22 protein-coding genes are annotated in these 23,479 nt (G+C 38.4%); 21 read left to right on the top strand and 1 reads right to left on the bottom strand.

Annotated features, from left to right (window positions below):
• From GSQ74_RS08645 to GSQ74_RS08545, 21 genes are all read left to right on the top strand, one after another.
• On the top strand, positions 1 to 927 hold the full coding sequence (locus GSQ74_RS08645) for a glycosyltransferase family 2 protein (RefSeq protein ID WP_158992226.1): 927 nt from the start codon (positions 1 to 3) through the stop codon (positions 925 to 927).
• Entirely contained in the window at positions 915 to 1,841 is a 927-nt protein-coding gene (locus GSQ74_RS08640) for a glycosyltransferase (protein WP_158992224.1), read from the top strand. Before GSQ74_RS08645 ends, GSQ74_RS08640 begins: the two co-directional genes overlap by 13 nt.
• A 1-nt stretch (position 1,842) precedes the next feature.
• Positions 1,843 to 2,733: a hypothetical protein gene (locus GSQ74_RS08635; protein WP_158992222.1), complete on the top strand. Its 891-nt coding sequence runs from the start codon at positions 1,843 to 1,845 to the stop codon at positions 2,731 to 2,733.
• A 2-nt stretch (positions 2,734 to 2,735) separates the two neighbouring features.
• Complete coding sequence (locus GSQ74_RS08630; RefSeq protein ID WP_158992220.1) at positions 2,736 to 3,623, top strand: glycosyltransferase; 888 nt, start codon at positions 2,736 to 2,738, stop codon at positions 3,621 to 3,623.
• Positions 3,616 to 4,554, top strand: coding sequence for a glycosyltransferase family 2 protein (locus tag GSQ74_RS08625; RefSeq protein ID WP_158992218.1), 939 nt, complete (start codon positions 3,616 to 3,618; stop codon positions 4,552 to 4,554). Before GSQ74_RS08630 ends, GSQ74_RS08625 begins: the two co-directional genes overlap by 8 nt.
• A gap of 297 nt (positions 4,555 to 4,851) precedes the next feature.
• Positions 4,852 to 6,093 (top strand): glycosyltransferase, encoded by a 1,242-nt coding sequence (locus GSQ74_RS08620; protein WP_158992216.1) that lies wholly within the window; start codon positions 4,852 to 4,854, stop codon positions 6,091 to 6,093.
• On the top strand, positions 6,093 to 7,124 hold the full coding sequence (locus GSQ74_RS08615; protein WP_158992214.1) for an acyltransferase: 1,032 nt from the start codon (positions 6,093 to 6,095) through the stop codon (positions 7,122 to 7,124). Before GSQ74_RS08620 ends, GSQ74_RS08615 begins: the two co-directional genes overlap by 1 nt.
• Positions 7,114 to 8,148, top strand: a complete 1,035-nt coding sequence (locus GSQ74_RS08610) for a glycosyltransferase (RefSeq protein ID WP_158992212.1) — start codon at positions 7,114 to 7,116, stop codon at positions 8,146 to 8,148. Before GSQ74_RS08615 ends, GSQ74_RS08610 begins: the two co-directional genes overlap by 11 nt.
• Positions 8,148 to 9,071 (top strand): hypothetical protein, encoded by a 924-nt coding sequence (locus GSQ74_RS08605; protein ID WP_158992210.1) that lies wholly within the window; start codon positions 8,148 to 8,150, stop codon positions 9,069 to 9,071. The genes GSQ74_RS08610 and GSQ74_RS08605 overlap by 1 nt, the downstream gene beginning before the upstream one ends.
• Before the next feature lie 2 nt (positions 9,072 to 9,073).
• On the top strand, positions 9,074 to 10,330 hold the full coding sequence (locus GSQ74_RS08600) for a glycosyltransferase family 4 protein (protein ID WP_158992208.1): 1,257 nt from the start codon (positions 9,074 to 9,076) through the stop codon (positions 10,328 to 10,330).
• The gene (locus tag GSQ74_RS08595) at positions 10,297 to 11,481 is read left to right on the top strand and encodes a hypothetical protein (protein ID WP_158992206.1); all 1,185 of its coding nucleotides are present in this window, start codon (positions 10,297 to 10,299) and stop codon (positions 11,479 to 11,481) included. Before GSQ74_RS08600 ends, GSQ74_RS08595 begins: the two co-directional genes overlap by 34 nt.
• Before the next feature lie 3 nt (positions 11,482 to 11,484).
• A complete protein-coding gene (locus GSQ74_RS08590; protein ID WP_158992204.1) occupies positions 11,485 to 12,477 on the top strand; it encodes an acyltransferase in 993 nt (330 codons plus the stop codon).
• 20 nt (positions 12,478 to 12,497) lie between these two features.
• Positions 12,498 to 12,896, top strand: coding sequence for a hypothetical protein (locus GSQ74_RS08585; protein ID WP_158992202.1), 399 nt, complete (start codon positions 12,498 to 12,500; stop codon positions 12,894 to 12,896).
• 28 nt (positions 12,897 to 12,924) lie between these two features.
• Complete coding sequence (locus GSQ74_RS08580; RefSeq protein ID WP_158992200.1) at positions 12,925 to 13,938, top strand: acyltransferase; 1,014 nt, start codon at positions 12,925 to 12,927, stop codon at positions 13,936 to 13,938.
• Positions 13,939 to 13,944: 6 nt separating this feature from the next.
• Positions 13,945 to 15,225, top strand: a complete 1,281-nt coding sequence (locus GSQ74_RS08575; protein ID WP_254060834.1) for a glycosyltransferase — start codon at positions 13,945 to 13,947, stop codon at positions 15,223 to 15,225.
• Positions 15,222 to 16,376 (top strand): glycosyltransferase family 4 protein, encoded by a 1,155-nt coding sequence (locus tag GSQ74_RS08570; protein WP_158992198.1) that lies wholly within the window; start codon positions 15,222 to 15,224, stop codon positions 16,374 to 16,376. Before GSQ74_RS08575 ends, GSQ74_RS08570 begins: the two co-directional genes overlap by 4 nt.
• Positions 16,366 to 17,769: an exosortase Y-associated Wzy-like protein gene (locus GSQ74_RS08565; RefSeq protein ID WP_158992196.1), complete on the top strand. Its 1,404-nt coding sequence runs from the start codon at positions 16,366 to 16,368 to the stop codon at positions 17,767 to 17,769. The genes GSQ74_RS08570 and GSQ74_RS08565 overlap by 11 nt, the downstream gene beginning before the upstream one ends.
• Entirely contained in the window at positions 17,766 to 18,896 is a 1,131-nt protein-coding gene (locus GSQ74_RS08560; protein WP_158992194.1) for an XrtY-associated glycosyltransferase XYAG1, read from the top strand. The genes GSQ74_RS08565 and GSQ74_RS08560 overlap by 4 nt, the downstream gene beginning before the upstream one ends.
• Before the next feature lies 1 nt (position 18,897).
• Complete coding sequence (gene xrtY / locus GSQ74_RS08555; RefSeq protein WP_158992192.1) at positions 18,898 to 20,319, top strand: exosortase Y; 1,422 nt, start codon at positions 18,898 to 18,900, stop codon at positions 20,317 to 20,319.
• Entirely contained in the window at positions 20,306 to 20,857 is a 552-nt protein-coding gene (locus GSQ74_RS08550; protein ID WP_158992190.1) for a WcaF family extracellular polysaccharide biosynthesis acetyltransferase, read from the top strand. The genes xrtY and GSQ74_RS08550 overlap by 14 nt, the downstream gene beginning before the upstream one ends.
• Before the next feature lie 74 nt (positions 20,858 to 20,931).
• The gene (locus tag GSQ74_RS08545; RefSeq protein ID WP_158992188.1) at positions 20,932 to 22,443 is read left to right on the top strand and encodes a hypothetical protein; all 1,512 of its coding nucleotides are present in this window, start codon (positions 20,932 to 20,934) and stop codon (positions 22,441 to 22,443) included.
• Between the two features lie 8 nt (positions 22,444 to 22,451).
• On the opposite strand, the gene obgE is transcribed toward GSQ74_RS08545, so the two are convergent.
• Complete coding sequence (gene obgE, locus GSQ74_RS08540) at positions 22,452 to 23,456, bottom strand: GTPase ObgE (RefSeq protein ID WP_158992186.1); 1,005 nt, start codon at positions 23,454 to 23,456, stop codon at positions 22,452 to 22,454.
• Positions 23,457 to 23,479: the final 23 nt, after the last annotated feature.

Here is a 23,479-nt window from a genome sequence, read left to right as displayed (position 1 = left end):
TTGCCTGTAAAAATTTCTGTAATCATTCCCAATTATAATCATGCCCGGTTCCTCAAACAGCGGATTGTGTCTGTATTAGATCAAACCTATCAAAACTTTGAGATTATTATATTAGATGATCGTTCAACCGATAACAGCAAAGAAATTATTGAACAATTCAGGCAATCCGAAAAAATTACCCATATTGTTTACAACGAAAAAAATAGCGGGTCCACATTTAAACAATGGAAAGCAGGCATTGAGTTGGCACAGGGAGATTACATCTGGATTGCCGAAAGCGATGACTATTGCGAAAATACATTTTTAGAGACCCTGGTCTCCGGCCTCGAAACTGATACCGCACTTACGTATTGCCAATCGGCTTTTGTTGATGAAAGTGGTAAAATACTTTATAAATACAAAGCGGAGCATACACACCACCACCTTAATGGGATGACTTTTTTAACAACCCACATGCTCAACGGAAATGCTATATTTAATGCAAGTATGTGCTTGTGGAAAAAAACTAATTATAAAAAGGTTACCAGTGAATATTTAAAATATAAATTTTGTGGCGATTGGATATTTTGGTCGGAATTAGCTCTTACGGGCAATGTTATTATCTCCGGTAAAATCTTAAATTATTATCGCGTCAATACAACAGGGGTCAGCCATACATTATCTTCAACCCCGGTAATTATTAAAGAAGAATTTGAAGCATTGAAATATATCTGTGATCTATGTAATATTGATAGTCCGCATTTCAAAAGTCTGGTTAAAAACAAGCTACAAAAATTCACATCGCATCCTGAAATTTTCGGTGTATTGAATGAAATGAAAGCTTTACATCCTGGGTTACCTTTAAAATTCTCGAAAGCATATGTGATTTCACAACGGCTTAGACGCTATTTAGGTAAGCTGAAAAACTATATAACATGGAAAGCGTAAGCGTTATTATTTGCTGCTATAACAGTGCCAACAGAATATATGATACGTTATCCCATCTGGGCAAGCAGGATAGCCGTGGTATTAACTGGGAGCTTATTATAATAAACAACGCATCTACCGATGATACCGGAAAATCTGCGGCCGAGGCATGGGAAAAGGTTGGCTTAAAATCCGTCCCTTTTAGAGTTATTGATGAGCCAATGCCCGGATTAGTTTGTGCCCGTAAACGAGGGATATTAGAAGCCGCGTCTGATTTAATTATATTTTGTGATGATGACAATTGGTTATATCCCGACTACATCAACAATGCCTACACAATCGCACAGCAAAATCCCGGTTTAGGACTTTTTAGTCCTTCAAAATGTTATGGTGTTTATGAGGTTGCCCCAAAAGAATGGTTTTTAAAACGTAAAGATATGGTGGCGGTTTATGATGTTGATCTTGATAAAATAGCCTCATCAGCCAGCGACGATGCTTTTTGCGGCGGTGCCGGGATGTGTATGGACCATACCTTTGGATTACATTATATAGAATATACAAAGGATAACTATTTGCGAACAATGCTTGACCGCAAAGAAGGAAATTTATTATCCGGAGGAGATACTGATTTAAATTATGTTGCCTACGAATTGGGCTACAAAACTGGCCTGTTTAATAGTTTGAGGTTACAACATTATATTCCTAAACAACGGATAAACAGGAAATATCTGTTAAAACTAAAATATTCAATGGCCTATAGCCATATACTTCTTTATTATATAAATAACCGCGAAACAAATAAGTGGACCGTAGGAGGATTCATCAAACACTTATTTACAACATTAATGGATGATCCATTTGAGGTGTTGATGAGCATTAATGCTCTGATTGCCACAAATAGAGCTAAAAAAATGATTAATAGGCTAAAAAAATAACATGACCACCATTTACACAGTTTGTACAGGACAAGGATATAAATATGGCGCTTTTGCGCTTATTAATTCAATCAGAGCCATGGGCTGCGCAAACCCAATTGTTGTAGGCACCGATGTTCATTTACAGGAATTAGATGCTGTTGACGGCGTTTCTCAATTTATATTTGATACTGATTGGAATGGTACAAATCTTAAGGCATATACCATCTTAAAACAGCCCTCTGATCGGTTTATATATTTTGATGCTGACATTATTTTAACCAGCAAAACATTCATTCCCGAGATTGAAAAACTACTCGATGAGGATAAATTAATTGTACCCATAGATGGTATTGTGAGTGAAAACGAAATAAGAAGAAGTTACTGGAAGGAAATTTATCCTGGAAATACTGACAAAATTGAACATAGCTGGTATTATAATGCAGGCTTTTTTGCAGGCACATTAAAACAGCATAAACAATTGCTGATGGATTGGATGGAGCTTAACCAAAAGTACCTCAATTTAAAAGCCTTTCTATTTGAAAATGAGAGGTTACCAATGGCAGACCAAGATACGCTAAATGCTATTTTGCAAACGCTTCCAATAAATGCAATGGTAACTATTCAAATACCTGACTGGCGAATATTTACGACAGATTACAGCCCATTCTTTCATATTGGTAATTTCAGACCTCACGCTTTTTTGCATTGTACAGACAAAGATAAATCGTGGAAAGTAAAAAAAATCCCTGCAAGGGCCCCTCACGCTTATGATGATCTGTGGTACTATTATTCACGTAAAAATACACAGCCTGTAAACTTTAATCCTGAAATTTCATGGTGGGTAAAGCAATGGTTTGAGCGCACTATAATTTCACGTATTATAATTAAGTTAAAAAAGATTTTAAACTAAACTTGGTTACCATTTACACTCTTTGCACCAAAAAATTCAAATACGGTGCATTTGCGCTTATTAATTCAATAAGGCAGCTGGGAATTGATAACCCAATTATTGTAGCCACCGATATAAATTTACCCGAGCTTAATGATGTTGAAGGTATCACACAAGTAATTATTGAAACCGATTGGAATCCTGTAAACTTAAAACCGTTATTTTTATTACAATACCCATCCGAAAAATTTATTTTTTTTGATGCCGATATAATTGTCACTAACGCACAGTTTATACCCGAAATAGAACGATTATTAGCAACAAATAAGTTTATTTCCTGCATAGAAGGCATAGTTTCTGAACATGAATATCGCAGATCGTTTTGGACGGAAATTTATTCTGTAGATAATGATTCGGCAAATCATAAGTGGTATTACAATTCTGGCTTTTTTGCAGGAAATATGGCTCATCATAAACAACTACTAAATCATTGGATGGAGTTAAGTTCACAACACCTGGACTTAACAGCATCACTGTTTAATAATAGCAGGTTACCCATGCCAGATCAAGACATATTGAATGCTATTTTACAAGCTAATCCTCCAGAAGACATCATCTCCATTCAATTGTCTGACTGGTATTCAGTTGTAGTTCCTCAGCACCCTTTTTATTCAATAGGTAGTTTCAAGCCGTATGCTTTTCTACATTGCACCGGCCAGAACAAACCTTGGGATATAAGCCTTACCCCACCAAAATCGCCCAACGCTTATGACGATTTATGGTATGCCTATCTGTTTAAAAATAACGCCCCGGTAAAAAGCACCTTCAAACTAACATACATGCAAAGGCAATGGTTCGAGCGCTCGTTACTATCACGCATTGTTATCAAACTCAAAAACATCATTGGCTAATCTACCTTTGGTTTCTATCATTATCCCTACTTATAACGCGGCATCAACTTTACCCGCTACCGTACAATCTGCATTGATACAAAAAGATGATTCTTTTAAACTGGAAATCATCGTGGTTAATGATGGCTCAACAGATCAGTCTCAAGTTATCCTGGATAATTATTGCAAGGAATGCACCATCATCACTACTAAAAACCGAGGCGTAAGTGCAGCAAGAACTACGGGCCTTGAACATGCCAAAGGAGATTATATCCAATACCTCGACAGCGATGACCTGCTGCAACCCGGCAAAATTAAGCAGCAGCTTAATGCGCTAATAGATAGCGATGCTGATATTGCCTACGGCGATTGGCAAAAATTCACTACAATTAATGGTGAAATATCCATTATTGAAATCATTCAAAAACAAATTACAGGCATACCCGAAATTGCGGCCTTTACTGATTTTTGGTGCCCGCCGGCAACTTTATTATATTCCACCCGGCTTGTAAAGCAATTAAAATGGAACGATAACTTGCCCATAATACAGGATGCGCGATATCTGTTTGATGCCGTGCGGCACAGTGGTAAAATAATTTATACGCCGGGGTTGCAGGCGCTGTATCGCACACAACAAGCTAACTCACTATCACAACGCACCAATGCTTTTATGGTTGACTGCTATACAAACGCAATCGAAGTGTATGAAATATGGAAACATGATCCGGAGAATGCCCGACAAAAAAAACAAGCTATAATAGATTCGCTACGGTTTTGTATTCATGAGTTTTCTATCCACAACAAAGAATATTTTAATAAAGCTATCAATTTCCTATTACAAATTGAGCCTGGTTATATCCCGGAAAAATCATTCTTTTTACATATTGCCAGTTTAATCTTCGGCTATCGCACTGCCGAAAAAATCGCATCATTTAAAAGGCTTTATTTATAATTAATTGGCAATAGTAAAGGTTTTCTTACCTACACATAACCGGGATTCCACTTTTAAACGAAGCGTAGCCAGCTTGCCGGCACAAACATTTACCCACGGGAGTGTGAGGTGTACAACGACTCACCTGCAAATCCGTTCCCTGCAGAGTATATTAGTAACTTAAAAGATAACCGCTTTAAAGCTGCTTCTGCTAAAAAAACGTACAGCGTTTTATGGGGTTTCTTGCTGTTAAATACATCGCAAAGAATAAAACAGAATACGCAATTTGATACATCAGTTAAAACCAATATCCGGTAAATGAGGGCTTTATTAGTAACTGATTACTTTTACCCACAATCCAGCGGAGGGACTGAAAAATATGTTCATGAATTAGCACAAGGGTTACGTTCCGCTGGGATAGATGTAATCATCCTCACCATTAGCGAATCTTCAGGTAGTTATCAATTCGATGATTTTGAAATTCACACTATTCCACCCAATACTGATAACCGAAAAGAGGTTATCGCAGGCATTATGCCCGCGAATAATCTGCAATCCTTTATTGATAAACTATCCGAATTAAAGGCTGATGTAGTTCATTTTCATACCTTAACTACGTCAATAAGCATTTATCATTACCAGGCTGCCAAACAAACAGGCGCGAAGGTGATCTTCACCTCACATATACCCGGAAACACCTGTTTACGAGGCGATTTAATGCAATATGGTCAGGAAATATGCGATGGTAAAGTGCGGCTTAATACCTGCCAGTCATGTTACCTAAACACGCAGGGGCTTCCCCAAATATTAAGTCCACTTGCGGCTAAAGCGATGCGTTTACTTAAACAGCCATCCCAGCTTTCACAGGCATCAGCAATAAAAAAGGATCATTTGGAAAAAATTAAAGCAACCTGCTCAACTGTAGTTACTATGAGTAACTGGCAGCAGGATGTTTTTTTAATGAATGACTTTAATCCCGATCAATTAGCTTTAAGCAGGCATACCTTCAAACAGATCAACGATCATCAGGAATTAAAAAACACCAACCCTATCACCATAGGGTTTGCAGGGCGCATAAGTCCTGAAAAAGGCTTGCATGTCCTGATCGACGCTTTTAAACAACTCGACCCAACTCGTTTTACCCTGTTAATCGCGGCTATTAAGGTACCGGCGGAGGATAAATATGGGGCGAAATTGTTAAGTAAAACCAAAGACTTCCCTAATATAAAATGGGGATACAACTATACTGCTGATAACATCGACTCATTTTATAATGAGCTGAATGTTTTATGTATCCCATCGGTTTGTAACGAAACCGGGCCATATGTTATGTTCGAAGCCGTTGCCCGCCATATACCTGTTATTGCCAACAGTTTGGGCGGTATGCGCGAATGGGCGGGTTTAAACTACCCAGTTATACTTTATAAGCATGACGATGTAAATAGTTTACTTCATCTGTTAAAAGAGAATCTCACTGATATTTTCTCGTCATATGATTACCCCGCACAAAGAAACCAAAACAAAGTGGCCGAAGAGATGATCAATATATATTCAAGATAATGGATAATACCGTAGCGGCAATTGAAAACAGCTCAATTGATACCAAAAAACAAAGTTTACATCAGATAAGCTTTTTAAGAATGGTAGCATCTGTTGGTGTGTGCCTGTTTCATTTTGTAACCAGCGATTCAAGGCTCTTATCCGCTTCTGATCCCGTGAGAAAATCTCTCGCCTATGGTTATAGGGGTGTACAGATATTTTTTATAATATCCGGGTTTATTATATGCTATAGTTTGCCTGCCAACTATAGTATTAAACAGTTCTTTACATTTTTAAAAAAGAGATTAATACGCGTTGAGCCACCCTATTTACTTTCAATACCAATTGCTTTACTGGCAGCCTGGTTTGCTTTTTATCATAACCATATCCCTGTTAATTTTTCCTGGCTTAGGCTGCTTTTTCATATAGGTTATCTTAACAACTTCATGATGGATGGTCCTAATTCATATTATAATGGTGTGTATTGGACTTTAGGCATCGAGTTTCATTTTTATATAATAATAGGCCTGTTGTTTGGTTTGATGAAAAAGTCGATATACTGGCTTACAATTATAATAATCTGTTTCCTGGCATCAAGCTATTTAACTTTTGCTGATACAAGTTTAATTTTTGAGGAGTTTCCATTTTTTTGTGTAGGTATATTAATGTACTTTATTAATTATCACAAACAGTATCCCCAATTTATACTAATAGGGTTACTACTGGCCTCATTGGTTCTTATCGCGATTAATAAATCTACTTTTTTACCGGTAACCATATTTACCATCATTATTATTTTAATACCTTTTCGTAAATACAAACTGGTTACTTTTTTATCAAATATCTCCTACTCATTATACCTTACCCATGTACCTATTGGCCAGCGTATTATTCATTATTTAATGCGATATGCAAATACCACTGCTCAAAAATATTTATTACTTACAGGTACTTTGGCAATTAGCATAGGTTTGGCTTACTTGTTTTATATCGGCATTGAAAAATGGGCCATAAAACTGTCTAAAAAAATCCGTTACTCCAGTGCCCGCTAAATTAAATATCGCCATCATAGCTGATCCTGAAATCCCGGTTCCACCAGTATTATACGGCGGGATAGAGCGCATCATAAACAGCCTGATCATCGAACTAAAACAAAAAGGGCACCAGGTAAGCCTTTTTGCCCACCCCGATTCAAAAACCGTAGCAGATAAACAATACAACTATCCATCAACAAAGCAAAGCATTACGGGCTTATTGGGAAACACATTATTAGTAAGCCGACTGTTATTTTCAAAACCCGATGTAATACATACCTTCGGCAGGCTTGCTTATCTATCAGCCTTATTGCCAACCGGAATCCCAAAGATTATGAGTTACCAGCGCGAACCAACACTTTCGCAGATACAGAAATCGATGAGAATCGCGGCAAAAGGCAGCCTGATGTTTACCGGGTGCAGCGATTACATTTCTAATCAAATTGTTCCTTTTGCGCCAGCCGCTACGGTATATAATTCCGTATCGATGGATGATTATACTTTTTGCAGCGAGGTTAAAAACAATGCGCCGCTAGTGTTTTTAGGGCGCATAGAACAGATTAAAGGCCCCCATCATGCCATCACCATCGCGAAGCAAACCAACAGAAAATTGGTTATTGCCGGAAATATTCCCGACTATGCACAGGCTTATTTTAATGAACAGATTAAGCCGTTTATTGACGGTGAACAAATAACCTACACAGGCCCGGTAAATGATGAGCAAAAAAACAAATTACTCGGCTCTGCGGCGGCTTTTTTAATGCCCATTGAATGGAACGAGCCCTTCGGCATTGTGATGGCTGAAGCCTTAGCATGCGGTACGCCAATTATTGCATTAAAAGGCGGCTCAACTACCGAAGTTGTTATCAACGGGCACAATGGTTTCCTTTGTGATGATATAAAAGGAATGGCTAAGGCGGTACAAAACATGAGTAACATCGACCGCAAAAACTGCCGTAATGATGCCGAAAGGCGTTTTAGCAGTACGGTGATGACTTCAGCATATGAGAACCTTTATTTAAAAATGATAAACAAAAACTAATGCCTGCGGATGCTTCCTTATTAATCAATTTATCTGCGGGAGATGCCGCTTATGGCTATCTCACGGTAAAAGCATTAGCCGAAGCCCATCGCCAAACTGTAAAGGATATTGTCATCGTCATTGATAGCATCAAAGCGCCTTACGCTACTTTTTACGATCACGCCAAGCGCTACGCCGAACCGCGGTATTCAGAAAATATACGCCTGATAACCGAAGCTGCATATAAGCTAAAGGATGAGGGCCTTGCAGATAAAATTATCGAACTAAAAACCGGCGATCCGTCTATTAAAAAATTAGCTGCGCAGTTTTTCAAAAACAGGCTTAAAGACACCCACGATTTCAGGGGCGCGCCCATCACCGCCTACATGGTTGGCCTGGCTAACTGCGATACCAAATATGTGGTACGTTATGATGGCGACATCGTTCTTCACCAGCTACCCGGCACCGATTGGATACTGGAAGGCATCAAAAACCTGGAAACTGAAAAGGGTATTATCGCTGTATCCCCATGCCCTTCACCTCAAAAAAGTACAGATCCGGCAGGAGAAAAATTTACTGATATTCATTGGTTCAGTACCCGCTGCTTGCTGCTTAATAAAGAGTTATTGATGCAGCAGCGCCCATTAATAGATATTAAGTACTGGCCCGAACTTACCGCGCGACGGATATTAAAACGTACCTATCCACCTGCTTTTGAAAGCATTATTACCAAAAGCCTTAAAAACAAACTATTCAAAACCAGATATTTAGTACAGGAAGATGCCTGGTTTATTCATCCGGAGGATAAAGGAAAGTTATTCTTAGAGTTACTGCCAGGTATTATTAAAAATGTAAAAGCAGGTAAGTTTCCACAAATACAAGCGGGTAACGAAACAGTCGATCTGCCAGCCTGGAAAAACTTTTTACAATCAACAAAAGATTGAGTTTGAAGATAGTCGTATCCAATCCTTCCGTACCGCCTCATGTAAAGCAAACGGTTATGGCTTATCAGGAAGCCGGCTATTTGGATCACTTCTATACCTCATTTTTTGAGCACCCGGAGAATAGATTTTCTGCTGCCCTGAAGAAAATTAAACAACTGGAAAAAGAAATAAACAGGCGATCATTTCATAAATTGCCAATTGACAAATTCGTCTCACGCCCCATCCCCGAATTGTTAAGAAGCATTGCTTCCCGAAAATTAGGCCCCATAGCTGCGGATAGGATTTGGGAGTGGTCGGAACTTGGATTTGATAATTGGGTAGCCAAAAACCTCAATCCTAATATTAATGCGGTTCATACCTATGAACATGCGGCATTATCTACCTTAAAAAAAGCCAAAGAACTTAATATTCTGGGCATTTATGAACAGCCAAGTCAGCATCATGCTTTTTTTGATGCGATTGTAAAACAACAAACTGCTTTATATCCTGAGTTACAAACCGAAAGTGTTGAATTATTGGTTAATGAAAAAGCTGAAAAAAGAAATGCCCGCCGGGATAAGGAATTAGCACTCGCTTCACTCATCATCTGCAATTCTACCTTCACAAAAAAAACATTGATTGCCGGTGGTGTCAATCCGCAAAAGATAACGGTTATACCTTTAGGATTCCCGCCTGTTACACAACATCAAAAAACGGGAATCGGTAAAAAACCAATGATATTTATGTATGCGGGCAATCAGTCACTACGCAAAGGTTCCCACTTGTTGTATCAGGCATGGCGTAACTGTAATTTTTCAGCTGGTGAAGCAGAACTTTGGCTCATTGGCAAAATGCAATTACCACAACACCTGCGCGAAGATTTACCGGGAAAAGTAATCATCAAAGAGAATATTCCGCACGATGAGTTAATGGCGCTTTATCAACAAGCCGATGTATTTGTTCTCCCAACACTTGCCGATGGTTTCGGTATGGTGATCACAGAAGCAATGTCGCAGGGCGTTCCGGTTATCGCCTCTAAAAATTGCTGCGGACCGGATGTTATTGAACCTGGTAAAGATGGCTGGATCATCCCCGCAGGGGATATAGATAAACTCTCAACTCAAATGCAATGGTGCGTTGCTAACCCGCAACAAGTAGCATCATGCGGTGATGCGGCCAAACAAAAAGCCGCCGACTGGCAATGGCCGCAATACCGCGAAAAATTAACAGAAACAATATCCAATAAATGGCAGCAATTCAAACAAAAACTGTCTGTTTAATTACTCCCGGGCACATTGCATCAAACCCGCGTTTGGTTAAAGAAGCAATGGCGCTGTTTAGGGCTGGTTACAAAGTGCATATCATATTTACCCAATATGTGCCATATTTAATCGATCATGACCGTCATATTCTAAGCCAAAACCCTGGCTGGACTTATGACTCTCTTAACTGGACTGGCTATAATCTTCCATCAAAAACCAGTCGCTTGTTAAGTAAACTCGTACATGCTTTCAGCAGCAATATCAACATCAAAATAAACCGAAATTACCTGTGGCAGTTAAAAAAAGCTATAAACCACAAGGCTGATCTATACATTGCCCATAACCTTGGCGCATTGCCCATTGCAGTTATCGCCGCAAAAGAAACAAAAGCCAAATGTGGCTTTGATGCCGAAGATTTTCACCGCAACGAGGTTAGCGATAATGTCAATGATCCGGATGTAAGATTAAAAACTGCAATTGAGGAGAAATGTATTCCGCAACTGGATTATATGACGGCCTCAAGCCCTCAAATTACTGACCGGTATTCTGCTTTATTTAATCGTAAGGTTATAACTATCTTAAACGTATTCCCTAAAACCGTTTCATACAAAATCATAAACAATATTGCCGGTCCTTTACAGTTATTTTGGTTTTCACAAACTATCGGATCCAATCGCGGGCTGGAAATCATTATCGAGGGGATAAATATCAGTAATATTGAATCTGATCTGCATTTATTAGGTTTCTCAAGTGACGAGTATAAAAGCCATCTGACCACCCTCCTTAAACAAGAATCAAACTGCACTTTGCATTTTCACAATCCTGTCTATTCAGAAGAACTGTTCAATATTGCCGGGCAATTTGACATCGGCTTTGCCTCCGAAACCGGTTTCTGCTTAAATAACAGCATCGCGCTTAGCAATAAAATACTTACTTATGTGCAAAGTGGTTTGGCGGTGATTGCCAGCAATACCACAGCACAGGCTGCCTTTGTAAATCAATACCCGCAGGTTGGCCGTATTTATAATAATGCCGAAGAATTAGCTGATATTTTATCCATATACAATAGCGACAGGGAAATGCTTTACCAAACCAAACAAGCCAATTTTAAATTGGGGCAAACCGATTTAAACTGGGAAAATGAATACAAAAACCTTCCAATGTTATAATTAATGACTGGGATTAAGCGACATAAATGGTTTGGTGGGGTAGATAGCTTAAGGTTTATATTAGCTTTTATAGTTTTATTATCACACTTTGATAATGTTTATTCTACGCTGTTAATTAATTCATCAAATAAGCTATTGCAGGCTATTGGCTTTTTTGTTGGCAATGTATATGATGGCACTGAAGCAGTAATTGCCTTTTTTATTATATCAGGGTTTGTTATTCATTATCCAAATAAAAATGGCATACCTGATTTAAAAGAGTTTTGGATAAGGCGAATCCTAAGAATTTTATTGCCGTTAATAGCTATATCTATTATTGGTATTTTCCAGCATCCTGAAAGATTAGTGTGGAGCCTTGCCTGCGAATTGATCTATTATGGCATTTATCCTTTCCTTTTAAAAATTGATATCAGTTGGACGAAAAAGTTCTTAATATCCTATACAATAGCAATAATATTCATATTAGTTGGTGCGCATAATGATGTTAAAGCATTTATAAATCAAAATAATATTAATTATCACGGTTACTACTGGCAGTTGGGTATATTTTTAACATGGATTGTCGGCCTGCCATGCTGGTTGTTAGGGGTACTTATTGCTGAGAATATTGATAGATTAAAAAACACAAGTTATGTACAGGTTATTGTGTTAAGAGTAAGCGTTGTACTGCTTGGATTTGCCGGCAATGTGTTAAAACTGTTCTATCACACTAGTTATATATTATCCATGAATATAATTGCTCTCGTTTTGTATCTATGGATCCGGTCGGAAATAATTTATTATAAAACAAGACAACCAAATGCAGTTTTAGAAAAAATGGGTAAGTTTTCGTATTCATTATACATCTGTCATCCTATTATCTACTTTGCATTATTGCCTGTATTAAGTTATAACGCTATAACTTACCCCATTTATTTATTGATCTGTATTGTATTATCCTATTGCTTTTACCTTGCAGTTGAAAAACCCACTCATAAGTTTGCCCGCAGATTTTAACAAAACTTACCCCCATATAAGTGAGAAATAACCGCTTATTGATCATTTCCCCTTATTTCGCGCCATCAAACGCCGCGGATATGCGGCGAATCCGCATGAGCCTACCCTATTTTAAACAATTTGACTGGGCTGCAGATGTGGTAATGGTGGATGATAAATATTCAGAAATGATTAAGGATGAGCTATTGCTTCAATCTATTCCATTTGATGTGAATACTTATAAGATTGATGCATTAAGTAAAACGCTTACCTCTAAAGTTGGCTTAGGCCGCTTGGCTTTACGGTCCATGTGGTATTATTTGAAAACGGTAAACCGATTACTCAAAGCAACAAAATACGATCTCATTTATTTTAGTACTACACAATTTCCTGTTACCATTTTAGGGGCTTATTGGAAAAGGAAAATGCCAAATTTATAACCTGTATTAATAATGTTATTCAAACTATATGAGCAAACCCGATAATAGCAAATGGTTTAAAGGTGTAGATAGCATCAGGTTTATCCTGGCGCTTATTGTTATGCTATCACATTTTGATGACCCGATTGCTGATCACTGTAAAAAATCGGGGTCCCATGCTGTACAATTATTTGGCGCCCTATTGGCTAATGCCTTTAATGGTACGGCCGCGGTAATAGCCTTTTTTATTATATCCGGATTCGTAATTCACTACCCCAACAAGAATAAAACCATCGATTTGAAGAAATTTTGGATCAGGAGATTTTCAAGGATTCTAATTCCGCTGATCGTTATATTTTTCGCGGGAATTAAATTCAACCATCCTGATCAATTAGTGATTTGGAGTTTGATATGCGAACTGGCTTATTATGCGTTATACCCATTACTGGCAAAAATCCCAGGCAGTTGGAAACAAAAATTTATAGCCGCCTTTATTATTTCAGCAATTATGATCTGCACATTAGCATTTCACGAGTTAGTGGCGTTTTACAAACAATCTAATCATATGATGCAGGGTTATTACTGGCAGTTTGGCTTCAGCTTAACATGGATAGTTGGTTTACCAGTTTGGCTTTTAGGAGTTGTACTGGCCGAGCATATTGACAATTTTAAACAGGTTTCTTTTGGCAAAGTTGCTATCTACCGTATCGCAATATTTTTAGTTAGTTGCATTTTAGGTTTCGCTAAGTTTCACCTGCACCTAAGCTATATTCTATCCATGAATATTTTTGCGATTGCCTTATACAAGTGGCTGCAGGCCGAAATTGTATATTTTAAAACACGTAAACCATACATAATATTTGAACACATGGGCAAGTTCTCATACTCTTTATATCTGTGTCATCCTATAATTTATGCTTTACTGGTGTTGCTAATACCGGTAAACATGCTCACCTATCCTATCTTCATCATATTAACTATAATTATATCATACGTGTTTTATTTATTGGTAGAGCGCCCTGCACATTTATTCGCGGTATGGGCCAGCAAAAAAGTAGCTTAATTTAACTTGAAACGCATACTCATCATTTCGCCCTATTTTCCACCTTCAAACGCGGCAGATATGCAGCGCATCAGGATGAGCCTGCCCTATTTTAAACAAAACGGTTGGCAAGCTGATGTGGTAGTGGTTGATGAGCAATATTCTGAAATGGTAAAGGATGATCTTCTGCTGCTTTCAATCCCCGCAGATGTAACTATTTATAAGGTTAATGCGCTTAGTAAAAAAATAACAGCAAAAGTAGGCTTAGGCAGCCTTGCCTTAAGATCAATGTGGAGTTATCTTAAAACGGTTAACAAACTATTAAAAGAAAAGAAATACGACCTTATCTATTTCAGTACTACGCAATTTCCAATTACCATTTTAGGCCCTTACTGGAAAACTAAATTTAATATTCCTTATGTAATTGACATGCAGGATCCCTGGCATTCTGATTATTATAAGAGCAAGCCAAAAAGTGAGCAACCGGCAAAATACTGGTTCTCCTACCGGCTAAATAAATATATGGAACCGATAGCTTTGAAAAAAGTAGATGGACTGATCAGCGTTTCTGAAAGTTATATTGACGATTTAAAAGAACGCTATCCGGTTATTAAAAACATCCCTTCTGCAACTATTCCATTTGGAGCTTTTGATATTGATTTAAAGATTGCCTCGGATAACATATCCGGTTTTGTATCAATACTTCAACCCGGTTTTAAAAATATAGTTTATGTTGGCCGTGGTGGTGCCGATATGCATCAGGCATTAAACATCACTTTTACCGCTTTAAAAAAATGTATTGATACTAATCAGGGGGCATCAAAAAAAATCCGCCTTTATTTTATTGGTACCAGTTATGCGCCTGCGGGTTATGGCAAACAAACAATAGCACCGCTCGCTCGCCATTACGGCTTGGAAAATCATGTAGTTGAATATACCGACAGAATAAGTTATTACCATACCCTAAATGTATTGCAGCATGCTGATGCCTTATTTATTCCAGGATCTGACGATCCGGCTTATACCGCATCTAAAATATATCCGTATATACTAACCGGCAAACCTTTGTTAGCACTGTTCCATATAAATAGCCCGGCATTGGAGGTACTTAAAGAATATGAGGCTCCGTTTGCTTACGCCTATAATAGTGATAACGAAGTATTGGAAAATATTTGCACATTCTTTTCAGCAATAGCGGATGGAGACTTATTACAAACTACATATAACCCAACCGCTATAAAAAAGTATAGTGCCGAAAACATGGCCCTAAGGCAATGTAAACTTTTTAATAGCGTAATTACTCAATGAAATTAGCCGTTATAACCACCCACGCTATACAATATTACGCCCCGGTTTTTAAGCTGCTGCATCAACGGCAAAATATCGAAATTAAGGTTTATTACACTTGGGGAGAAAGTTCACAAAAGAAACACGATCCCGGTTTCAACAAAACTGTAAACTGGGATATTTCCCTACTGAATGATTACCCCTATGAATGGGTTAAAAATACCGCTAAAAACCCGGGGTCGCATGGATTTAAAGGAGTTGTTAATCCCGAATTGATCGAACAAATCAAAATTTATAATCCCGATGCCATATTGATTTATGGCTGGGCTTATCAGGGGCATTTAAAGGCGTTCCGCTATTTTAAAAATAAGGTGCCAATTTATTTTCGTGGTGACTCAACCTTATTGAATGATAAAAAAAACTTTAAGAGTTTATTAAGATCATTTTTCCTGAGATGGGTTTATAGTCATGTTGACCATGCATTTTATGTTGGCAGTAATAACAAATCCTACTTCAAAAAATTTAACTTAAAAGAAAATCAGCTGAGTTTTGCCCCCCATGCCATAGATAATGACCGCTTTAAAGCCGGGCACAACTCAGAAGTACAAAAGCTAAGAGAGTCGCTGAAAATTACCGATGAAGACATATTAATAGTGTATGCCGGTAAATTTGAGCCGGTAAAAAATTTGAAGACATTGTTAACTGCTTTTTCCGCAATAAAGCAAACTAATGTACATTTATTGCTAGTTGGCAATGGCCCCGATGAGAAGGATTTACGACAACAAGCCGAAACCAACGAGATAAAGAGGCTGCATTTTTTAGACCTCGTTAACCAATCTTATATACCGGTTATTTACCATGCCGCTGATTTATTTTGCTTACCATCCATCTCCGAGAGTTGGGGACTGGCAATAAATGAGGCCATGGCATGCGGCAAAGCAATTTTAACATCAAACAAAGTGGGTTGTGCCGCTGATTTGGTTATTCATGGCAAAAATGGTGATATATTTGAGGCCGGCAACATTACTGATCTAACCAAAAAGCTAATCGCTTTGGTGCAAAAAGGCAAAACCGAACTTTTAAAAATGGGCAAAAATTCCGCAGATTTAATAAGTACATGGGATTTTGAAACTCAAGCCCGAGCAATTGAAGAAAAACTAAATGAGAAATAGTTCAATAGAAAAATTTATCATATTATTCATTCCCTGGTTTTTGGCGGTGCTATTTAAGTCAAATGCCGAATTATCTTACTTAACAGCCTGGGGAGGATCATTCTTCATTTTCTATATCTGCCTAACCGGTAAATTAAAACCTTTACCTAACGACAGGCCTGTATCAGAACAATTGATGCGGCCCTTATTTTTAGTGCAGCTTATTTTCATAGGTTACACCTGTTGCTCATCAATATTTTATTTTTTCTCGGTAATCGGCTATGATAACTTTCATAAGATCAGCAATTATTATTTAGTTGACCCGGATATGTTAGAGCGTACAGCTCAGTGCCAACGCTATTATTGCCTTGGTCATGCCGCGTTTGCTACAGGTGTGTTAATTTTCATGAATTACCCTGAGAAGCAAAAATACACTTATGAAAAAGATATCCTGGCCGGTTTGCTTTTAAAGTTCGCTTTAATAAGCTTTCCATTATCAGAGGTTTTTATTCGCCTTCCGGGACTTTCTCAATTTTCCACCCAACTAAACTCTTTAAGCTTCATTTCAGGTACACTGGCACTGGCTTTTGCTATACCATTAAAAAACGTCAGGAATACCTTTATCTGTATAATTTTGTTTGCATTTAACTTTTACCAGGCTATTATTTCAGGTTATAAAGAGCCCATTATTATTAGCGTCCTGGTACTCGGAATTTTCTTATACCCCAATTACAAAAAAATTGTGACGGCCATTTTTATACCACTATTATTTTTGTTATTTATCGTACTTCCAACTTTTGTTGGCGTCTTCAGGCAGAATGCGTGGTCGGGTGATGAAAGCACGGATGACGCAACACAATCGGCTATTGACGCTACCCTAAATAATCAAGGTGGCTTTAGCGATAATAACTGGCAATTTCTCGCTTTCAGGTTGAGTGAAGTAGATATGTTTACTAAGTATATACAATCCACTCCTGAAAATGTCCCTTACTATAAAACAAAACTTTTACAACAATCCGCCGAAGCTGTGATACCTCGTATATTTTGGCCATCAAAACCAATTACAGAAAATTTGATAATGGAACGGGTTTATGATGCCGGTGTAGTTTACCGCGGAGAACAGGTATCAGCTAAGCCCGCCTTTATAGTCGATGCTTATTTATCTTATGGCGGTTGGGGCGTGTTATTCTTTATGTTTGCTTACGGCGCTATTGCGCAGTTGATTGATGTTAAAGCCGAAGAACTGTTTGGAGGTTATATTTTAGGAACAGCCTTAATGTTTAGCGGTCTATTCCAGATTTTTTGGCGTGGAATGAGCTTTGAATTTCTTATTAATGTTATCGTATGGAGTTATGTAACTATGCTAATCGTATTTAGAATATTGCGCTTGAAAAATATCCTTACCAAAATTTGAAAATCCTGCAATTAAGCGCATCCTACAAGCCGGCATATATTTATGGCGGGCCAACCATGTCCATATCTATGTTATCGGAACAATTGGTTATTGCAGGCGAGCACGTAACCGTATATGCTACCACCGCCAATGGGCTAAGCGAGTTGCCTGTGGAAATTGCCAAACCTGTTTTGGTAGATGGAGTAACCGTTATGTATTTTAAACGCATAACCAAAGACCATACTCATTTTTCGCCATCTCTCTTAACCCATTTATGGCGAACTGCGCGCGATTACGATGTGATCCACATCCATGCCTGGTGGAACCTGGTATCTGTATTAGGTTGTTTGGTGGCTTTAATGCGTAAAGTCCCTGTCATAGTATCGCCAAGAGGAACTTTGAGCAATTATTCATTCCATAATAAAAACAACAATATTAAAAGCATGATACATTCCTGGCTAGGAAAACCGCTTTTAAAAAAATGCTTTATACATACCACATCAAATAATGAGCATGACGTATTAAAAGCCATGCTGCCTGGTAATATTGTTTTTAATATCCCAAATTTCATTAACCTAACCAAAAACAGGTTTAGCGGCTATCAACCAACTGATCATCTCCGGATTATTTTTTTCTCAAGGATCGAAGAAAAAAAAGGACTTGATATTTTATTGGATGCGCTTAAATCAGTTCACATTCCATATAAGCTAACCATCGCTGGTGACGGGAACAGCGAGTATGTAAATCAACTTAAAAAAAAGGCGCTGGATAACGGCATTGCCAATAATGTTAACTGGATCGGTTTTCAAAGCGATAACAAATATCAATTACTTTATGAACATGATATGATGGTCTTACCATCTTATGACGAAAATTTTGGTAACGTTGTAATTGAAAGCCTTAGCGTAGGCACTCCTGTTTTAATTAGCAGGGCTGTTGGATTAGCCGATTATGTCCGCCAAAACCATTTAGGATGGATCTGTGAAACTAATTCAGCGTCAGTTAGTGCAGCAATAAATAATTTAGCGAATAAAAAAGCAGAGATCATCCGTATAAAGGAATATGCGCCGGGAAAAATATCGGCAGATTTTAATTATGCCAGTCTTGCTAAAAAATATATCGACATGTACACACAAGTAGTTAAATAAGTTGAGCAGCCCATTTTCATTTATTGTAATTACCTATAACGAGGAAGTTCACCTGCCTCGTTTGCTTGAATCAATAGCTGATTTAAATGCACCCATCTATATGCTTGATTCCGGTAGTACTGATAGTACGCTTACTATCGCGAAAGAATTTAATGCCGACGTTTTAACCAATCCTTTTGAGAATCATCCTAAACAATGGGATTTCGCACTTAGAAACTTCGACATCAAAACACCCTGGGTAATTTGCCTGGATGCCGACCAAATTGTTACCCCCGAATTAAAACAACGCCTGCTTGATTTTAAGGATGAGGATTATGCCGGTGTAGATGGCATCTACTTTAACCGTAAGAATTTTTTTAAAGGTAGATGGCTAAAACACGGCGGCTATTATCCCATCTACCTGCTAAAAATGATCAGGTTCGGTAAAGGATACTCTGATTTGAACGAGAACATGGATCATCGTTTCGTAGTACCTGGTAAAACTATTGTTTGGAAGAACGGCCATATCCTCGAAGAAAACCTAAAGGAGAACAGCATCAAATTTTGGATAGACAAGCACAACCGCTACAGCGACCTGGTTGCACAGGAAGAGGTAGAGCGCATGCTTAATATACGCACCCAAACTGTTAAACCCGCGTTCTTTGGTTCGCCTGATGAGCGTACGGCTTGGCTTAAACAAATCTGGTGGCAAATGCCTCGGTACAGCCGCCCGGCTATTTACTTTTTGTACCGAATATTCTTTCAATTGGGTATTTTGGATGGGCGAAATGGTATCATCTTCCACTTTCTGCAAGGCTTTTGGTTCAGGCTGATGGTTGATGTTAAAATTGATGAGATCATCGATCAAAAATATCCTGAACGGAAATCAAATGGAAGTTTAAGCCCTTTAAAGTTCATATTCACCTTCCTGTTTTTATTTATTCTTTTTTACGTCTTCAACATTTACTGGTTTGCGGCAACAAGGCCAACCAGCAGGCATTATATCTCATTTGTAGCAAGCCATCTTGATTATATAACAGCCCTGCGAATGGTTTTATTAAACTGCAGCACCGGCCTGTTAAATCTAATGGGCTTCACCGCTATACATGATAACTATATTATGCTGGTTGCCGGGCGCGGCTCAATACAAGTAGTCTACCAGTGTCTTGGCTTAGGCGTTATCAGCTTTTTTACAGCATTTGTTATTGCTTACCCCAAAACATTAAAAGCTAAAGTAATATTCATTATTACAGGCATATTGATACTACAATTTTTAAATATACTGCGTTTTATGTTCCTCGCGGTATACGGAACCAAGGCTGGTACCACTACTTTAGACCATCATACCATATTTAACTTTGTTATTTACCTGATTATAGCCATAAGTATTTATTTTTGGATGAGAGAGCCTGTTAATCCCAATAAAAAACATGCAGCAAACTGATCTTTCAACGTATAATAACCATCCGTTTAGTCCCGGCGGAGGTGCTGTAAAAAGAGTATTATGGCATTATGTAAATACTGTTTTTTTTAAAACCGGCTTACTTCCAATAAATAGCTTTAAGGTTGCTGTACTTCGTTTATTTGGCGCGAAAATAGGTAAAAACGTAACCATTAAACCCGGCGTAAGTGTGAAATATCCCTGGCATCTAACAGTTGGTAATAATACGTGGATAGGTGAAGATGTTTGGATTGATTGTTTAGTTCCAATAACCATTGGTTCAAACGTATGCATATCGCAAGGTGCTATGCTGCTTACGGGTAGTCACAACTATAAGAAAACTACATTCGATCTGATCACAGGAAATATTATTTTGGAAGATGGCGCATGGATAGGTGCCAAAGCAGTAGTTAACCAGGGCATTACTGTTGCTACGCATACTGTATTAACAACTGGCTCCATCGCCACCAAAAACCTGGAGGCTTATTCCATTTATCAGGGAAATCCCGCGGTTAAAATCCGCGATCGGGTTATTAGTTAACACAATACTATTCGTTGAAAAATATTAGTTTACATAAAATCATCCTTATAACTGTTGGTGTAATTACCTCACTTATGGGTATAATGATATTTATTTATCCACCCTCCATTTTCCCCGATCCAAGCCATGGTTTTCAGGTGATGCGGTCGATGCAAATGGGAGGCGGCTTTAACAGGTTAATAGCGCCAGATCAGGATGACATTTCTAAAAATACCTCTCAATTCCTAACCTGGTGGTCGCCGGGGCAATACCTTGTACCTTATTCAATAAAAATACTATCCGGCTTAAATACCGGCCGGGCTACTGCAATTGCAATAACATTATTTGAATTATCAGGATTAGCCGGGTTTTATGTATTCTTTAAAAAATTAGGGTTTACACCAATTATAGCTGCATTAAGCATTGTATTTATTGCATGCCAGCAAGCCTTTGTTGCACCTTATGTTTTTTATAATGGTGGCGAGGTTCTACTTTTCGGGTTCGAGGGTTGGTTTTTATATGGCTGCGCTTCGGTTAGAAAAGCCGATATTAAGCTATTGCTCTTTGTGTTTTTATCGGGCTTGATGGGTTTTTTTTGCAAATCATCCTTTTTATGGATATACGCAGCAGGCCTGTTATGCATTTACTTGCGCTTATCGGCTGCTGGTAATCGGCTTAATACCCAACGGCTAATAAAAAACGGCATATGGATAGCTATACCAGCCATATTATCGCTGGCATGTGTTTACATCTTTTTTCTATCCAAAGGTCAAAGCCCGGCATCAGCGTCAAACGGCATTAAGTTGAGCTGGCAAACATTCGGTTTCCCTTTGGCCTCACCATTAGTTTCCGGTTTTTCGGTTGATGATATTATGCATGGGATGTTATATCCAACCTTTAGCCCAATGTTTACGCCAGGGCATATTATATTGGTTTTAATATTGCTGGCATTAATAAGTTTAGTATTGATAACCTGCATTATCCGTTATGTACCAAAAGATAATTACAGGTTATTTATAGTAGTATTTTATTTAGTGTCGATACTGTTTTTTGGTGTAGCCTATTTAAAGCAACTAACAATTTCATACGAGGGTAGGCATTTCCGTATCATCGGCCTTTTAATAGTACCGGGCATTATTTACCTGCTTAGTAAACTTAAAGTGCGTTATCAATTAACTTTTGGCATTTTATGTATTGTATTAATCTTTACTAATTATTCCTTCCTGATTAAGGGATACATCTTTAATAAAAACATCAGTGCAAGGGGGGCATCGGGCATCGCCCAGGAATACATCGATCAATCATCATTAAACTATATCTTAAATCTCGACGAGCAAAACAAGAACGCTATATTCGTTTTCGTTACCGCTGATCTTCCCTTAGAAATAGCTCACAATCGAATCATAACCCTCGACCCACCATTACCCGGTAGTAAATTTGATTATGACGATTATACCTACAATGGCCATGCAGGACCTTTGTACATGCTATTACCTGCGGATTATACCGGTGATAGAGTCAATATAGTTATGAAGTTTTTCCCGGGATATAAAGATTTTACCCAACAGAAATTGGGTAACAAGTATGTGCTTTACGCCAGTAAATAATCGGGAAACTATCTTTCCTTGTTGATCTCTGTCCACAACATATCCTTCAGCTCGCTTATTCCCTTTTGAGCTACTGATGATATAAAAACTGCCGGTACATCTGCCGGTAATTCCTTTTTCATTTCCTGTTGCAATTCCTCATCCAGCATGTCCGATTTGGTTACGGCCAGTAAACGTGGTTTGTGCATCAGTTCCGGGTTGTATTCGTTTAGCTCGTTAAGCAATATTTCGTATTCCTCTTTTATGGTACGGGTCGTATCAGCCGGAACCATAAATAACAATACTGAGTTACGTTCAATATGCCTCAAGAATCGAATCCCTAAACCTTTGCCTTGCGATGCACCTTCAATAATTCCCGGAATATCAGCCATTACAAATGACCGATTATCGCGATAGGCTACGATGCCTAAGTTTGGTACAAGCGTAGTAAAAGCGTAATTAGCAATTTCAGGCTTCGCGGCAGATACTACTGATAGCAAGGTTGATTTACCCGCATTCGGGAATCCAACCAAACCTACATCAGCCAGTAATTTCAGCTCCAGTACATTCCACTGTTCCTGTCCGTCTTCGCCGGGCTGTGAAAAACGCGGGGTTTGAAAGGTTGAAGTTTTAAAATGCCAGTTGCCTAAACCACCGCGACCGCCATCGGTCAAAATGCGGGTTTCGCCATCCTGGGTTATTTCAAATAATATCTCGTCGGTCTCGGCATTTTTGGCGATGGTTCCTAAAGGTACTTCCAAAATTTCGTCGCGACCTGTTTTGCCGCTTTTTTGTGAACTGCCACCCGATTCGCCATCGCCGGCTATAACGTGTTTACGATATTTAAGATGAAGCAATGTCCATAGCTGCGCGTTACCTTTTACAATAACGTGGCCGCCTCTACCGCCATCGCCGCCATCAGGGCCGCCCATAGCAGTAAATTTATCACGGTGCAAATGTGCAGATCCCGCCCCTCCGTGCCCTGATCGGCAACATATCTTCACATAATCAACAAAATTTGAACCTTGAGACATTTTTGAAAAGTTTTTAGTCCAAA

Source organism: Mucilaginibacter sp. L196 (genome assembly GCF_009765905.1).
Classification (GTDB): Bacteria; Bacteroidota; Bacteroidia; order Sphingobacteriales; family Sphingobacteriaceae; genus Mucilaginibacter.
Note: the sequence above shows the minus strand (reverse complement) of the source record. Positions and strands in the feature narration are given on the sequence as shown.